This window comes from Streptosporangium sp. NBC_01469 (assembly GCF_036227305.1).
GTDB lineage: Bacteria > Actinomycetota > Actinomycetes > Streptosporangiales > Streptosporangiaceae > Streptosporangium.
In genome coordinates, this window is record NZ_CP109465.1 from 1819290 (window position 1) to 1834091 (window position 14802).

Below are 14802 nucleotides of genomic sequence, written 5' to 3' on the forward strand. Positions count from 1 at the left end.
GTGTTTACTGTGACCTTGGGGTTTCGGGAGCCCTGGCGGGCTTGGAGGACGCGGAGGCGCTCGGGGACGCGGTCGGTTCGTCCTTCCCCTCGTCGGATTCGGCTGCGGACGTCTTCAGCTCTTCGATCTTCTTCAGACCCGCCTCGACGTTGGAGACGGGGATGCCGTCGCGGACCTGGCCCTGCTGGAACGCACCGAGAGTCGTGATCGATTCCGCGGTGCTCTTGGCGACGTCGAAGAGTTCGATGGGACCCAGGTTGGTCTTCACGCCCTGGAAGACCACGATCTCGTCGCCCTTGGCCCCCACGAAATACTGGTCCTCCAGCCACTGCCCGCCGAAGTACCAGCCCAAGCCGCCCCCGATGACGACGACGCCGCCCGCCACGGCCAGGAGAGGCCACAGCCGGCGACGTTTGGCCGGTCGGGCCGCGGCCCTGATGATCGGCTCGTCGACGTCGTCGTCGTCGGAGATGACGGGCTGCGGCATGGTGACCGCGCTGGCGCGGCCCGCAGGGGTGTCCGGCGGTTGTGACCGCGGCATGCTGGAACCGGCGGCGCCGACCACGGCCGCGTCGGTGCGCGGCACATAGGTTTCGTCCACCTCCAGCACGTCGGCGAGGACGCAGGTGATGTTGTCGGGACCGCCGCCCCGGTTGGCCAGGTCGATGAGGGTGCGGACCACCCCGTCCGGGTCTTCGATCGTGGATAGCGTGTGGTGCAGGGTCTCGGCGCTCACCACCCCGGACAGGCCGTCGGAGCAGAGCAGGTAGCGGTCGCCGATCTGGGCCTCGCGCAGGGACAGGTCGGGGTCGACCTCGCCGCTGCCGTCGAGCGCCCGCAACAGGATCGACCGCTGTGGATGGGTGGCGGCCTCGTCCTGGGTGATCCGGCCGTCGTCCACCAGTGACTGCACGAGGGTGTGGTCGTGCGTGATCTGGTAGAGCTCGCCGGCGCGCAGCAGGTAGGCCCGTGAGTCGCCGACGTGGACCAGGGCGACCCTCGTCCCCGACCAGAGCATGGCGGTGAGGGTGGTGCCCATGCCCTTGAGGCTGGGATCGCGGCCCACCATCTCGTGCAGCTTGCGGTTGGCGTCGCGTACCGCGGCCTCGATGGCGCTGAGCAGGTCACCTCCCTGGGCGTCGGCGTCGAGCGAGGACATCGCGGCGATGGCGACCGAGCTGGCCACCTCGCCGTGTGCGTGGCCGCCCATGCCGTCCGCGACGGCGAGCAGGCGGCCGCTGGCGTAGGCGGAGTCCTCGTTGCCTTCGCGGAGGAGGCCGACGTCGGAGCGGGCGGCGTAACGGAGTGCGATGGTCATTTGCGCAATTCGATGACGGTCTTACCAATGCGGATCGGAACACCGAGCGGCACCGGAGTCGGACGGGTGACTTTGGAGCGGTCGAGATACGTGCCGTTGGTCGAGCCGAGATCTTCCACGATCCACTGACCGTCCTGGGGGAAGAGCCGGGCGTGCCGGCTGGAGGCGTAGTCGTCGCTGACTACCAGCGTCGCGTCGTTCGCCCGGCCGATGGTGATGGGCGTCTCCGAGAGGGTAATGGTGGTGCCTTGGAGGGGGCCACCGGTGACGACCATCTCCCGTGGTTCCCCCTTCTTGGATTTGGCCGCGGGCTTCACCGGCTTGGGGGCCTTGCGCGCGGGGACGGCTGCGGCCGTGCGTGATCCGAACAAGTCTGTCCGGATCACACCGACCGCGGCAATCACGAAGAACCACAGCACCGCGAGGAAGGCGAGCCGGATCAGCAGCAGCGTGAGCTCGGACATGGACCGTCTGTTTACCTTTAATCGCGCCGGAAAACCAGAGTCGTTCGCCCCAGCGTCACGCGAGTGCCGTTCTGGAGCTCGACCCGGCGAACCGGCTGGCCGTTGACGAAGGTGCCGTTCGTGGAGCCGAGGTCGACGAGCGCGACCAGGGGACCCTCCACTCGCAACTCGGCGTGGTGCCGGGACACACCCGGGTCGACCAGCCGTAGATCACAGTCGGTGCCCCTGCCGAGCAGGGTCACCGGTGTTGTCAGGTCGAAGGACCGCTGGCCCTGCGGGTCGTCCTGGGTGGACACCAGCAGGCGGGGGCGGCCTCCGAAGGCGTGGGATTTCGCGGCGGGCACGTCGCTCACCGGCTGGCGGATCTCGTCCTGCTCGACCGTCGCGCCACGGATCACGCCCGAGCGGATGCGGAACAGGCCGACCGCGAGGTCGTCGGCCGTCTCGAAGCGGACCCTGACCGGCCCCACGAAGGAGTAGCCCTGTTCCTTGGCGTACTCCCTTGCGAGGTTGGCCAGCTCGTGGCTGATGCTGTCGGAGTAGACCTCCAACCGCTCGTTGTCGGTCGTGGACAGCTCGACCACGAAGTCGTTGGGCACGAGAGTGCGTCCCTGGGCGACGATCGCCGCCCGCTCGTCCATCTCCCGTTGGACCGCACTGGCGACCTCTACCGGCTGAAGGTCAGATTTGAACGCCCGCGCAAAGGCCCCTTCAACCAAACCTTCGAGCCTCCGCTCGAAACGCTGAAGGACTCCCACCGGGTACCTCCCCTCCTCCGTCTATGTGGTCGCGGCCGCTTGGGGGCTCGTTGGCTCGTTCCTCGCTCTCTCGCACCCAGCTGCTCCGCTTTCGCATCTAGGAGGATCGTATCCGGGTTCATGGGTACCGGCTGATTCGTGCTAATGTTTCGACCGCACCCAACAAGGGCGGGTGGCGGAACGGCAGACGCGCACGGTTCAGGTCCGTGTGTCCGAAAGGACGTGAGGGTTCAAATCCCTCCTCGCCCACAAGATCATCACCCCGGTTACGCGAACATCGCGACCGGGGTTTTGTCGCTTCCTGGGAAACCGCGTATTCATCTGAGCCGTCCGTAAGGTCTCGTGCCGGACCGAGTCGATCATCGATCAAGGTAGTCGCTCGCTCCGTTATAGAGAAGTCCCAGGGGTTACGCATGGGTCTTGTGGTTTTTGACCCACTACGGCATGCCTCCCCGTTCTACCCGGCAGTGCTTGCTGATCACTTTCGGATGACTTGCATGGGTTCGTCGGTGTCGGATTACGCTGACAGAGAAAACAGGCCGGGGAAAGAATCTTTCCCCGGCCTGTGTCGTCTTCCCGCCGATCTCGAGATCAATCCCACCGGCCCCCACCGGTTCCGCCGATCCCGCGATCGGCCCGGCCGCTCTCCCGGCGATCGCACCGGTCCCACCGGTTTCGTCGATCGCACCGGTCCCACCGACCGCACCGGGCCGCGTCCGCTCCCGTGATCGGTTTCGCGGGTCTTTCGCCGGTCCTGCCGCGCTCCCGCCGGTCCCGTGGCCGGAGGGAGCGCGGGGACCGCTAGCGGGTCGCGAGCACCCGTACGTCCAGGATCTCGCCGAGCAGGTCCGTGAGGCTCACCATGCCGACCACCTCGCCGCCGCCGTCCGTGACCAGACCCAGGTGCGCGTGGGCGTCCTGGAGCGTGGAGACGGCGTCGGGGATCGTGGTGGCCTTGTCCAGGCGGGGCACCGGGCGGGCGAGCTCGGCGGGGCTCGCCTCCGGCCGGACGAGGATGTCCCTGACGTGCACCACGCCCAGGACGTCGCCCGGCCTGCCGGAGGTGACCAGCATGCGCAGGTGCCCGTCGCGCGCGGCGACCTGGCGCATCCGCTCGCTCGTCGCGTCGGCGGGCACCGAGGTGGCCTTGTCCAGCGGCAGCATCAGCCGCTCCACCGGCTGCTGGTGGACCCGCAGGGCCCGGGTGAGCAGGTCGTGCTCGTCCCGGTCGAGCAGACCCATCCGGCCCGACTCGCCGACCAGCATCGCCAGCTGGACCGGGGTCCTGGTGGTGGCCAGCTCGTCCTTGGGATCCACCCCGAACAGCCTCAGGATCCCGTTCGTCAGGCCGTTGAGCGAGGCGAGCACCGGCCTCACGAGCCAGGTGAAGCCGCGGAACGGCAGGGCCAGCCCCATCGCCGCGGTCTCCGGGTGGGTCAGCGCCCACGACTTGGGAGCCATCTCGCCGATCACCATGTGCAGGAAGGTGACGAGCGCCAGCGCGATCACGAGCGAGACGGGGACCCTCAGCGACTCGGGCAGGCCGACCGCGGCGAAAACCGGCTCCAGCAGGTGCTCGATGGCCGGTTCGGTCACCATGCCCAGGCCGAGCGAGCACAGCGTGATGCCCAGCTGGGCGCCGGCCAGCATCAGGGAGAGCTCCCTGCCGCCGCGCACGGCGGCGCGGGCGGCGAGCCGGGTCAACCGGCCTCCCTTGCCCGCCAGCTCCTCCAGGCGGTGCCTGCGGGCCGAGATCACCGCGAACTCGGCGGCGACGAAGAAGGCGTTGCCGATCAGCAGGGCCACGCCGAGCAGCAGGGCGGAGGAGGTGCTCATCGTCGCCTCCCCCCGCTCCGCTCGATCATGGGCTGCTCGGGGCCGCGTTCGAGCATCCGTGGCGCGCTCATCGCCGGTTCGTCCTCATTTCCGGGTTTCCCGGTTTTTCCGGGTTTCCCGGCTCTGGTCTCCGGGGCCTCCCCGGGATCGGCCTCCTGCGGCGCGTTGAGCGACAGCCGCACCCACTCGGGGACCCTGCGGTGCACGGAGAGCACCGTGAGCACCGCCTCCTTCTCGTCGGCGCTGTCGTTCTCCAGGGGGTCGTTCTGCGACGTCAGCGTGACGGTCACCTGGTCGCCCGGCTCGGCCATCCGGCCGAGGGTGGCGAGGACGAGGCCCGCGACGGTGTCGTAGTCGTCGCTCTCGGGAAGCTGCAGCCCGATGGCCCGCTCGATCTCGTCCAGCCGGAGCGTGCCCGGCAGGTCCCACGTGCCCTCGTCGCCCACGACGACCCCCGCGGGCTCCGGGTCGTTCTCGTCGATGAGCTCGCCGACGAGTTCCTCGGCGAGGTCCTCGATGGTGACCACGCCGGCCAGGCCGCCGTACTCGTCGATGACGCACGCCAGGTCGTCGCGGGCGGCGCGCATGCGCTCCAGGACGAGAGGCAGCGGCGAGGAGGTGGGCACCAGGAGCGCGGGGCGGGTGATCTTCTCCAGCGTGCCGTCGGTCAGTCCCGACTTGAGCAGCTCGCGTACGCCGGTGACGCCGACCACGTCGTCGCCGTTCTGGTTGCAGAGCACCGGGTAGCGGGAGTGGCCGTGCCTGCGGACGGCGTCGACCAGGTCGGAGATCGGCCGGTCGTCCCTCAGCAGCACCACGCGGGGGCGCGGCACCATGACGTCCTCCGCGGTGCGGTCGCCGAACTCCAGGGCGCGTCCCAGCAGCTCCGACAGCCTCGGCGGCAGGTCACCCGCCGTGGCGGACTCGGCGATGATCCGGGACAGCTCCTCGGGGCTGGCGCCGTGCTCGATCTCCTCCACGGGCTCCACACCGACCCGGCGCAGCAGGCCGGTGGCGGCGGAGTCGAACAGCCGGATGATCGGCCCGGCGATCCGCAGGTAGATCATCGTCGAGCGGGCGAGGAACTTCGCCACCGGCTCGGGACGGGCGATGCCGAGGTTCTTGGGAGCCAGCTCGCCGAGGACCATCTGGATGACGGTGGCGATCGCGACGGCCAGCGTCACGGCGATGCCGGGCACGGCCCCCCGCGGCACTCCCGCGGCCTCCAGCCAGGGGCGGATGACCGTGGCGATGGCGGGTTCCGAGATGAAGCCGACGAGCAGGGCGGTCACGGTGATGCCGAGCTGCGCGCCCGACAGCATGAACGACAGGCGTCCCGTCACCTCCAGCGCCCGTGCCGCGGCCGCGTCGCCGGAGTCGGCCTGCTCGCGCAGCACGCCGCGGTCCGCCGCGACGAAGGCGAACTCCTGGGCGACGAAGTAGCCGGTGGCGAGGGTGAGAAGGAGGATGGCCAGAAGGCCCAAAGCCGTGTTCACCGGGCGGCTCTCCCGGTCGGTTCAGTGGTGCCCGTGCGTTCGCACGGGCAGGTACTCCACGGGTCCGGAGTGGACACGATCATCCTTTCGAGCAGAGGTAGTCCTCTACCGTAACGATCCGGATGGGGGTCGATGTTTCCGGATCGGCCGACGATCGCATTGTTGGTCGCTAACAACCTGTCTGAGTACTTTTACATAGGGAAACCTTGAGGACCTGTCGGCAGGGGCCTGAGCCACGACGTAGCGTCGATAATGACGTTTTCACCATGAGATCAAGAAGTGGCGGGACAAGACGTGGCTGACAGGCCCGAAGACGACGATCGCACTCGTGCGCTGCGATCGCCCACGCCGGGGCCCGTGCCGCCGAGAGCGGCAGGGCAGCCCGCCTACCCCACGCCTGGCGGCCCGGGGACGCCCGTCCGGCAGGCGGCGCCCTCGCGACGGGAGGCGCCCGTCCCGGAGGCGTCGCGCGAGGTGCCGCCTCCCCGGGGCGGCGGGCGGGTGTACGGCAAGGCCAGGTCGGGCTCCAGCCCGGTCAAGCCGCTGAACGCGCCCTCGGCCTCGCCGGGCGGCTCGCACGGGGGCTCCGGCGACGGGGACGGCGGAAGCGCGTCGCGCATGCCCGGCTGGCGGCCGAAGCGTCCCGGCAGGCTGGCCGTGCGAATCCTCGCCGGACTGGTCGTCGTGCTGCTCGTCCTGGCCATTGGCGGGTATTTCGTGGTCAACTCGCGGCTGACCCGGATCGAGGCGCTCACCGACTACGAGGGCCGCCCCGCCGACACCCCCGGCACCAACTGGCTGCTGGTCGGCTCCGACAGCCGCGCGGGCCTGACCGCGGCCCAGCGCAAGAAGCTCGCCACGGGCAAGGCCGTGGGCCGCAGGACCGACACGATGATGCTGCTGCACATCCCCGAGGGCGACGGCCGCCCGACCCTGGTCAGCCTCCCGCGCGACTCGTACGTGCCGATCGACGGCCACGGCAGCAACAAGCTCAACGCCGCCTACGCCTTCAAGGGCGGCCAGCAGCTGCTTCCCAAGACCGTGGAGCAGGTCACCGGGCTGCGCCTCGACCACTACATGGAGATCGGCTTCGGCGGCTTCGTGGGTATCGTCGACGCCATCGGCGGGGTCGAGATCGACGTCAAGCAGGCCATCAGGGACCCCAAGGCCGGGATCAACCTGAAGAAGGGCCCGCAGGTCATGGATGGCGGGACGGCCCTCGGCTACGTCCGCACCCGCGCCACCGGCGCGATTCCCGACCTTGAGAGGACCCAGCGCCAGCGCCAGTTCTTCTCCGCGGTGGTGAAGAAGGCGGCCAGCCCCGGCGTCCTGATCAACCCCTTCACGTCCGTCCCGCTCGCGCTGAGCGCGGCCGACTCGGTGGCCGTCGGAGAGGAGACCGGCGCGTTCGACCTGCTCTCCCTCGGCCTCGCCATGGGCGGCAACCCGGTCACCACGGTCGTGCCCATCGGCTCCCTGCCCACCATCGACGGCCAGTCCGTCGTCAAGTGGGACCGGGCCAAGGCCCTGCGCATGTTCGAGGCCCTGGCCCAGGACAAGCCCGTTCCCAAGGACGCCCTCGGCAAGTGACGTCCTCCCCGGCCCGGAGGCGGGCCTCAGCCGGCGGCGGTGACGACGACCGCCGCCAGCACGGCCGCCATGACGGCGGCGTTGATGGCGGCGATGGTCTGGGAGACCGCCTCGCCGGCCCACCCGCCCTCGGTGATCTCCTTGATCCGCTCCTTGCTCGCGCCGGGGAACGCCTTACGGTCGATCTTGGCCGCGTACAGGATCGCGATCAGCACCGCGGCCCGCTCGTCGGGCGTGGCGCCGGACAGCACGCTCTGGACCCGCTCGCGGATCGCCAGCTCGACGCCCGGGTCGCGCTCGGGGTAGCGGGTGCTCGGGAAGATCCCCAGGACCTTGCGCCGCTCCTCGTCCAGCACGCCCCGCTCCGCCAGGCGTGACAGCAGGCGCCCGCGGAGCTTGCCGGAATGCAGCCTCTGCACCCACCACTCGGGCTTGCGCGGCTTGGACTCCGCCGCGATCCGCGCCAGCGCGGTGTCGAGCTCCTCTTCCCCCACCGGGGTCGCGTCGAGGACGGTGACCTTCTTGTCCGCGAGGTCGATCCGGCCGGCGACGGCCAGCTCCGCCAGCACCGCGCCGCCGAGCGCGGCGTCCAGCTCCGAGGAGCCGATGAGTTGTCTGCCCTCCTCCTCGTCGTACGCGAGCAGGAGTACTTCCTCAGCGATCATTGTCATCGTTCGACACTACGTCGCGGGCGCTTCGCGGTCGTAAGCACTCCGTAATCGATCGAAGCCGGTACCGCGGATAGCGTCGGCACCGGGGCCGGAGGGACGTCTCGGCTTTCTCCCCGTGACCGGAAGCCGCGGGTTTCGACGCTGGAGGTATCCGATGAGAACCAAGAGGCTGCTCCGACACCCCGTCACCTGGGGCGTCCTGGCGTTGGGCGCCGTCGCGCTCGGTGTCGCGCTGTACCTGTTCCAGCCGTGGCGCCTGTTCACCACCGTCGAGGTGAACGAGGCACTGCCCGCCGTGGCCGTGTCCCCCGCCGCGTCCCCCGGGCCCGAGACCACCCGGCAGGGCGAGCGGAGCGAGACCCCCGAGCCCGCCCAGAAGCCGAAGACCCTGTCCAAGGGCACGTTCGTCTCCCACGAGCACGAGACCGAGGGCAGGGCGAGGGTGCTGGAGCTGCCCGACGGGAGCCGGGTCCTGCGGATCGAGGACCTGAACACCTCCGACGGTCCGGACCTGCGGGTCTGGCTCAGTGACCAGCCCGTCAAGAAGGGCAACGCCGGATGGTTCAACCTGGACGACGGCAAGCACCTCGAGCTCGGCGAGCTGAAGGGCAACAGGGGCAACGCCAACTACGCCATTCCCGCCAAGGCCGACCTCGACAGCCTGAGGTCCGTCACCATCTGGTGCAAGCGCTTCAGTGTCTCCTTCGGCGCCGCGGCCCTGACCTGACACAATCTCCGACCCATGAGCGTTTCTGAGGAACTGCACGCCATCGGCCGCCCGCTCGTCGAGGCGCAGCTCGCCCACCCGACGGTGGCGGGCATCGCGCGGGGAGACCTGCCCGAGCCGGTGTTCCGGTCGTGGCTGGAGCAGGACTACCTGTTCCTGCTCGACTACGTCCGCGTCTTCTCGCGACTCGCGTGGCAGGCCCCTGACGGGCATCTGGGCGACCTGGTGGACCTGGCGCACGCCACCTTCCACGAGGAGCTGAGCCTGCACCGGTCGCTGTCGGCCGAGTTCGGCGCCGACCTCGACGGGGCGAGGAAGGGCCAGGCCTGCGCGGCGTACACCTCCTTCCTGCTCGACTCCGCGGCCGTCTACGCCGACGGCCTGGCCGCGCTCTACCCCTGCATGTGGGGTTACTCCACGCTCGGCCGCGTCCTGGCGGAGAACCCGCCCGACGAGCCCCGCTACCGCGCCTGGGTCGACACCTACGCCCACCCGGCCTTCGCCGAGCTGACCGGGCGCATCGCGGTGATGGTCGACGAGGTGGCGCCGGACCCGGCCAGGGCGGGGAAATTGTTCGCCGAGGGGATGTCCCACGAACTCGCCTTCTGGGACGTGCCCTGACCTCGCTCGGCCCGATGCCCGGCTGCCACCCGGGTCCGGGCGATTCAGCAGGGCCGAACGTGCCGAATTAGCCTGCTATCAGGGGAAATTGAAGGTCCGGATGAGGGCGTCCGAGTGGCTTTGCGCCCCATCCGGTGGAGGAGTTGGGACAATGGGCGTATGAGTGTTCCTGAGGTCGAGGCGCAGGCCGTGCCGGATGACGCGTTCCTGCTCGACGTACGCGAGAACGACGAGTGGCGTGCCGGGCACGCGCCCGGTGCCGTCCACATCCCGCTGGGCGAGCTGCAGTCCCGGGTCGACGAGGTGCCCAAGGGCGCGCCGGTCTACGTGATCTGCCGGGTCGGTGGCCGTTCCGCGAACGCCGCCGCCTGGCTCAACCACGTCGGCTGGGACGCGATCAACGTCGGCGGCGGCATGCAGTCCTGGGACGTCGCGGGGCGCCCGATGATCGCCGAGAGCGGCCAGGACCCCTTCGTCGCCTGAGCCGTCCGAACCGCACGGGAAGGGAGAAACCCTTGCCAAGGAAGGAATGAATGGCATAATCAGGGCGAATGTCTACCGCGGGAGCTCGGGCGTAACCGGGCTGAGAGGGCGGAACCACGCAGAGGGTCTCACGGACCCTCCGACGCGCCGCCGACCGCATGAACCTGTCCGGGTAATGCCGGCGTAGGGAGTGTGCGATGACGTCTGCCGCCGTTGATTCCAAAGGCTCCGGGGACTCCGGGGCGGTCGAGGCGCCCCTCACCCTCGGCGAGGCTCCCCCCAAGGCCCTCGGCGTGCTCGACCAGGGCGCGCTCTGGGCCAACCTGGGTGTCAGCCTGATCGGATTCTCCAGCGCGATCACGCTGATCAATCCGCTCGGCGACCGGCCGCTGAGCTTCGTGGCCGCGATCCTGGCCGCCGTCGTGGGCAGCGTCATCGGCACCGCGATGGTCGGCCTGGCCGCGATTCCCGGGCAGCGGACCGGCGCTCCGGCGATGGTCCTGCTGCGAGGCCTCTTCGGGGCCAGGCTCTCCTACCTGCCGACCGTGCTGAACATCGTCCAGATGCTGGGCTGGGGTGTCTTCGAGCTGTGGGTCATCGCCCAGGGTGCCCAGGCCATCGCCGGATCCTTCGGGATCGAGGTGCACAAAACGGTCTGGGTGCTGGTCGGAGGGGTGATCACCACCGCGCTGACCATCCGGCCGCTGGGAGCGGTCCGCCTGCTCCGCAGGTACGTCACCGCCGGCGTGGTGATCTCGATGATCTGGTTCATGGTCGCCCTGTTCCAGCGGGGACCGGCGATCGGCGGCGGATCCTGGGAGGCGTTCGCCCCCTCGGTCGACTTCGTGATCGCGCTGTCGGTCTCGTGGGTGCCGGTCGCGGCGGACTTCGCCCGCTTCTCCCGCTCCGGCAGGGCCGCGTTCGCCGGGGTCGTCGGCGGCTACACGATCGCCCAGGTGGCCTGCCTGGTTCTCGGCATCGCGGCGCTCGCACTGGTCGGCAACGACCAGAGCCAGGTCTGGGACCCCTTCGTGACCGCCGCGCTCGGCCCGCTGTTCTTCGGCATCCTGGTGCTGCGCGAGACCGACCAGTCGTTCGTGAACGTCTACTCCACCGCGATGTCGCTGCAGAACCTGATGCCCAGGCTGGACCGCCGGGTCATCTCCGTGGCCATCGGCGTGCTGGTCACCCTGCTCGCGATCGTCGTCACCGACGAGACCTACATCGTCTTCCTCGGCCTCATCGGGGCGGTCTTCGTGCCGCTGTTCGCGGTGCTCGCCGTGGACTACTTCCTGCTCGGCGGCGGCAGGCGCTGGGACACCTCCGCGACCGCGCCCTCGCGCCCGCTCATGGTGGTCCCGTGGGTGCTGGGCTTCGTGACCTGGTGGATGCTGGCCGCGCTGCCGACCGCCTCGGAGGTCGCGTGGTGGACCTCGTTCTGGAAGGGCGCCCGCGAGGTGCTCGGCTTCGTCCCGCAGCCGTGGATGAGCGCGTCCGTCGGCGCGTTCCTCGTCGCGGGTCTCGTCACCCTGGGTCTCGGCGCGCTCCGGCGCCGCTCCTGACCGTGCCGGCCGTACGGCTTCGGGGTGGTTCCGGCCGTACGGCTTCGGCCGTACGTTCCTGCCTACGGGGAAGGACGGCGGTCTACGCGCCGCCGGCGCCGCGGGTCGCGGCGGTGGACTCGATGCGCAGCAGGCGTTCCTTGGCGGCCGGGCCTCCGGCGTACCCGCCGAGGACGGCCTCGCTCTCGACCACCCGGTGGCACGGCACGATGACGCACACCGGGTTGCTGCCCAGCGCGTTGCCGACCGCGCGCAACGCCCGCGGCCTGCCGATCCGCTCGGCGATCTCGCGGTAGGTCGTCACCGTCCCGTACGGCACCGCGAGCATCATCTGCAGCACGGTCCTGGAGAACTGGGTGGCCAGGCGCAGGTCGACGGCGATCGTGAAGGCGCGGAGCCTGGCGGAGAAGTAGGCGTCCAGCTCCCGGCGGACCGGGTCGAGCCGCCGGGCGTCCGGCCCGATGAACGTGCCGACCTCCCGGCTGATCCGCTCGAAGACGACGTTCTCGTCCTCGTAGCTGCAGGCCACCACACCCCTGCCCGTCACGGCGAGGGTCAGGCGCCCCAGCGGACCGTCGAGCGTGCCGAACGCGATGTCGGGATGGCTCGTGCCGACGTAGTCGGGCGAGGTCACCCGTAGCAATGCATCGATGTCGCCGGATGACATGGCCCCACCCTTTCGTATCCAGGTGTGTGGTGACCGCAGAGTATCGGACGGATCGCCCGGCCAGTGGCAACACGTGCGGGACGAAAGTGCCAAGATCAGACCGGTTGAGACGGCACTATGGGTGTGTGGTGGACTACAGGGCCGACAGTGACGAGGGCATCGGCCGTGAGGTCGTCGCCGCGGCGCCCAACGCGATCGTCGCCATCGATCACGAGCAGACGGTTCTCGCCTGGAATCCCGCCGCCGAGCGCCTTTTCGGCTGGTCGGCGGAGGAGATCGTCGGGCGCCGGGCACCGGTGGTCCCCGAGGAGCTGACGGCCGAGCACAACGCGGTCCTGGAGAAGGTCCGCACCGGCGGCGAGGTCTCGCTGAGGACCAAGCGGTTCCGCCGCGACGGCAGCCTCCTCGACGTGCGGGTCGACACCGGCGCGCTGTCCTCGCCGGACGGAGCTCTCCTCGGCTACGTCAGCGTCTACCACCTGGCCCAGGACGACGAGACCGCCAACGACCGCAACGCCCGCCGGGCACAGCTCGTCCGCAGGCTCACCGACGTGGTCGCCGACATCAACGCCGAGCTGGAGCTGCCCGCCGTGCTCGACCGGATCGCGGCCAGCCTCGCCGACCTGACCGGGGCCGACGCGGGCGGGTTCGTGTTGATCGAGGGCGACCGGCTCCGCCTCGTGGCCTGCCACAACCTTCCCGACTCGATGCGCGACTCCACCGCCGACCTGCGCACCAGCCTGGTCGGCAGGCTGCTGCGCGAGGGCAGGACCATCCTGCTGGAGACCGGCGACCAGGACCGGCTGGACGAGCTGATCTGGTCGCGGCTGCCCGGCCTGCACACCATCGCGCTCGGCCTCGCGGCGACGGGCGGGCGGCCGTACGGCGCGCTGTACGCGTTGTTCGCCAAGCGCAAGGCGGGCCACCTGGAGCTGGAGCTGCTGGAGCTCCTCGCCGGTCACGCGGGCATCGCCGTGGGCAACGCCATGGCCTACCAGGAGGCCGTACGGCAGCGCGCCCACGAGCGGGCGGTGTTCGACGCCAGCGCCGACGGCATCGCGGTCCTCGACGGTGCGGGCCGGGTCGTCCAGTGGAACCCGGCCGCCAGCGAGCTGACCGGTTTCCACGCCGCCGAGGTGATCGGCGGGCCGCCGCCGTTCCAGCTGCCGGGGCCGGGGGACAAGCTCAGCATCCAGCTGCCCTCGGGCACCTGGCTGGACGTGCTCTGCGCGGAGATCGTGGAGACGGGCGAGATCGTGGTCGACTTCCGCGACGTCACCCGCGCGAAGGAGCTGGAGGAGGCCAAGGACCTCTTCCTCGCCACCACCAGCCACGAGCTCCGCACGCCGATCACCGTGGTCCGAGGCTTCGCCAGCACGCTCGACAGCCGCTGGGACAGCATGGCCGACGCCGAGCGCCGCGCCGCCGTGCACACCATCGCCGAGCGGGCCCGCTCCCTCGGCCAGCTCATGGACCACCTGCTGCTGGGCTCGCGCGCGGGGGCCGGCGAGCTCACCCTCAGGATCGAGAGCTTCGACCTGGCCGAGCTGGTACGGGGGGCCACGCTGGGCCTGCCGATCCTGTCGGACCTGCACCGGGTCGAGGTCGACGTCCCCGACGACCTGCCCCCGGTCGCCGGCGACGCGCTGGCCACCGACATCCTGCTGGCCCAGCTGCTGGAGAACGCCTTCAAGTACTCGCCGGACGGCGGCCTGATCAGGGTCGAGGCCTGGGCGGACGGCGACAGGGTGGTGCTGGTCGTGGACGACGAGGGTGTGGGCATCGCCCACGCCAGCCGGGAGCGCGTCTTCGAGCGCTTCGTCCAGGCCGACAGCGGTGACCGCCGCAGGTTCGGCGGGGTCGGCCTCGGTCTCTACATCGTGCGGAGCCTCGCGCGGGCCCAGGGCGGGGAGGTCTCGGCGCATCCGCGCCCCTCGGGCGGAACCCGAATGAGGTTGGCTCTTCGTATCGCCGACACGCCGGGTGCCCTTACCTGATCGACACGCCGAACCGGTAACGAGTCGGTAACGGATGCGCTGATCTATTGTCGAATGTGCACAAGCTGTAATTGACGCCCGGTTTCCAAGACTATCTAACGGGGCATTTCGGTCGTACTGGGGTGAGTTCCTCAGGGGGGAACAGGCATACGGGGAGGTGAGTGCGTCGAGCGTCGTTCTGTTGCCGTATGCACCGTCCAGCGTCGCTGTCGCACGCCAACGCCTCTGCTCTGACCTGCAGGAACGGGGTGTGTACGAGACCGCCATCGATGACGCGGTGCTCGTGGTCAGCGAGCTGCTGAGCAATGCGCTGCGTCACGCCCACCCGTTGCCATCAGGGCAGATCAGAGTGTCATGGCACTGGACCGAAGAGCATGTCGAGGTCGCTGTGAGTGACGGTGGCGCCGCCACCGAACCGCGGGCGGGACGCCCGACGCTCTCCTCCCTGGGAGGGCGAGGCCTTGGAATCGTCGAGTATCTGGCCTCCACATGGGGTGTCAGGCACGAGGGGGACATCACCACGGTATGGGCGGTGGTCACCGCGGTCGACACGGTAGGTAACGGCCATGTTTCCACCCCCGAACCCGCCCTCAGGGAATGCGGGTAATGCTT

General features: G+C 69.9%; 14 protein-coding genes, 1 tRNA gene and 1 riboswitch. Of the genes, 8 read left to right on the plus strand and 7 right to left on the minus strand.

From position 1 onward, the window contains the following. Positions 1-4: 4 nt before the first annotated feature. Genes OG587_RS08145 through OG587_RS08155 form a run of 3 tightly spaced genes read right to left on the minus strand, consistent with a single transcriptional unit; the run spans position 5 to position 2540 of the window. A complete protein-coding gene (locus OG587_RS08145) occupies positions 5-1318 on the minus strand; it encodes a PP2C family protein-serine/threonine phosphatase (protein ID WP_329088342.1) in 1314 nt (437 codons plus the stop codon). Further along, positions 1315-1782, minus strand: coding sequence for an FHA domain-containing protein FhaB/FipA (locus OG587_RS08150; RefSeq protein WP_329088343.1), 468 nt, complete (start codon positions 1780-1782; stop codon positions 1315-1317). Before OG587_RS08150 ends, OG587_RS08145 begins: the two co-directional genes overlap by 4 nt. A gap of 17 nt (positions 1783-1799) precedes the next feature. Continuing rightward, entirely contained in the window at positions 1800-2540 is a 741-nt protein-coding gene (locus OG587_RS08155) for a DUF3662 and FHA domain-containing protein (RefSeq protein WP_329088344.1), read from the minus strand. 166 nt (positions 2541-2706) lie between these two features. Here OG587_RS08155 and OG587_RS08160 point away from each other — a divergent pair. Then, positions 2707-2789, plus strand: a tRNA-Leu gene (locus OG587_RS08160). Positions 2790-3341: 552 nt separating this feature from the next. On the opposite strand, the gene OG587_RS08165 is transcribed toward OG587_RS08160, so the two are convergent. After that, entirely contained in the window at positions 3342-4376 is a 1035-nt protein-coding gene (locus OG587_RS08165; protein ID WP_329088345.1) for a hemolysin family protein, read from the minus strand. Further along, positions 4373-5872 (minus strand): hemolysin family protein, encoded by a 1500-nt coding sequence (locus OG587_RS08170; protein ID WP_329088347.1) that lies wholly within the window; start codon positions 5870-5872, stop codon positions 4373-4375. Before OG587_RS08170 ends, OG587_RS08165 begins: the two co-directional genes overlap by 4 nt. Before the next feature lie 357 nt (positions 5873-6229). On the opposite strand from OG587_RS08170, the gene OG587_RS08175 reads away from it, so the two are divergent. Then, a complete protein-coding gene (locus OG587_RS08175; RefSeq protein WP_329088348.1) occupies positions 6230-7462 on the plus strand; it encodes an LCP family protein in 1233 nt (410 codons plus the stop codon). Positions 7463-7488: 26 nt separating this feature from the next. Here OG587_RS08175 and OG587_RS08180 read toward each other — a convergent pair whose 3' ends face one another. Beyond that, on the minus strand, positions 7489-8133 hold the full coding sequence (locus OG587_RS08180; RefSeq protein WP_329088350.1) for a GOLPH3/VPS74 family protein: 645 nt from the start codon (positions 8131-8133) through the stop codon (positions 7489-7491). Positions 8134-8287: 154 nt separating this feature from the next. Here OG587_RS08180 and OG587_RS08185 point away from each other — a divergent pair, with 154 nt between their 5' ends. The 4 genes from OG587_RS08185 (at position 8288) to OG587_RS08200 (ending at position 11526) form a co-directional block, all read left to right on the plus strand. After that, positions 8288-8860 (plus strand): DM13 domain-containing protein, encoded by a 573-nt coding sequence (locus tag OG587_RS08185; protein WP_329088352.1) that lies wholly within the window; start codon positions 8288-8290, stop codon positions 8858-8860. A gap of 15 nt (positions 8861-8875) precedes the next feature. Next, complete coding sequence (locus OG587_RS08190) at positions 8876-9481, plus strand: TenA family protein (protein WP_329088353.1); 606 nt, start codon at positions 8876-8878, stop codon at positions 9479-9481. 159 nt (positions 9482-9640) lie between these two features. Beyond that, complete coding sequence (locus OG587_RS08195; protein WP_329088354.1) at positions 9641-9964, plus strand: rhodanese-like domain-containing protein; 324 nt, start codon at positions 9641-9643, stop codon at positions 9962-9964. A gap of 67 nt (positions 9965-10031) precedes the next feature. Beyond that, a riboswitch (TPP riboswitch) is annotated at positions 10032-10171 on the plus strand. After that, the gene (locus tag OG587_RS08200) at positions 10162-11526 is read left to right on the plus strand and encodes a purine-cytosine permease family protein (RefSeq protein ID WP_329088356.1); all 1365 of its coding nucleotides are present in this window, start codon (positions 10162-10164) and stop codon (positions 11524-11526) included. It overlaps the preceding riboswitch by 10 nt. An 82-nt stretch (positions 11527-11608) precedes the next feature. Here the strand turns inward: OG587_RS08200 and OG587_RS08205 are convergent, their stop codons facing one another. Continuing rightward, a complete protein-coding gene (locus OG587_RS08205; RefSeq protein ID WP_329088358.1) occupies positions 11609-12193 on the minus strand; it encodes a methylated-DNA--[protein]-cysteine S-methyltransferase in 585 nt (194 codons plus the stop codon). A gap of 125 nt (positions 12194-12318) precedes the next feature. Between OG587_RS08205 and OG587_RS08210 the strand changes: the two genes are divergently transcribed. Both OG587_RS08210 and OG587_RS08215 read left to right on the plus strand, forming a co-directional pair. Further along, positions 12319-14190, plus strand: a complete 1872-nt coding sequence (locus tag OG587_RS08210) for a sensor histidine kinase (protein WP_329088360.1) — start codon at positions 12319-12321, stop codon at positions 14188-14190. A 157-nt stretch (positions 14191-14347) separates the two neighbouring features. Further along, entirely contained in the window at positions 14348-14797 is a 450-nt protein-coding gene (locus tag OG587_RS08215; protein ID WP_329088362.1) for an ATP-binding protein, read from the plus strand. Positions 14798-14802 lie beyond the last annotated feature (5 nt).

Bases quoted from the DNA above. Each gene is read 5' to 3' on its own strand.
- OG587_RS08190 (WP_329088353.1), top strand. From the start codon at position 8,876: ATGAGCGTTTCTGAGGAACTGCACGCCATCGGCCGCCCGCTCGTCGAG.
- OG587_RS08200 (WP_329088356.1), top strand. From the start codon at position 10,162: ATGACGTCTGCCGCCGTTGATTCCAAAGGCTCCGGGGACTCCGGGGCG.
- OG587_RS08185 (WP_329088352.1), top strand. From the start codon at position 8,288: ATGAGAACCAAGAGGCTGCTCCGACACCCCGTCACCTGGGGCGTCCTG.
- OG587_RS08195 (WP_329088354.1), top strand. From the start codon at position 9,641: ATGAGTGTTCCTGAGGTCGAGGCGCAGGCCGTGCCGGATGACGCGTTC.
- OG587_RS08145 (WP_329088342.1), bottom strand. From the start codon at position 1,318: ATGACCATCGCACTCCGTTACGCCGCCCGCTCCGACGTCGGCCTCCTC.
- OG587_RS08205 (WP_329088358.1), bottom strand. From the start codon at position 12,193: ATGTCATCCGGCGACATCGATGCATTGCTACGGGTGACCTCGCCCGAC.
- OG587_RS08180 (WP_329088350.1), bottom strand. From the start codon at position 8,133: ATGACAATGATCGCTGAGGAAGTACTCCTGCTCGCGTACGACGAGGAG.
- OG587_RS08165 (WP_329088345.1), bottom strand. From the start codon at position 4,376: ATGAGCACCTCCTCCGCCCTGCTGCTCGGCGTGGCCCTGCTGATCGGC.
- OG587_RS08150 (WP_329088343.1), bottom strand. From the start codon at position 1,782: ATGTCCGAGCTCACGCTGCTGCTGATCCGGCTCGCCTTCCTCGCGGTG.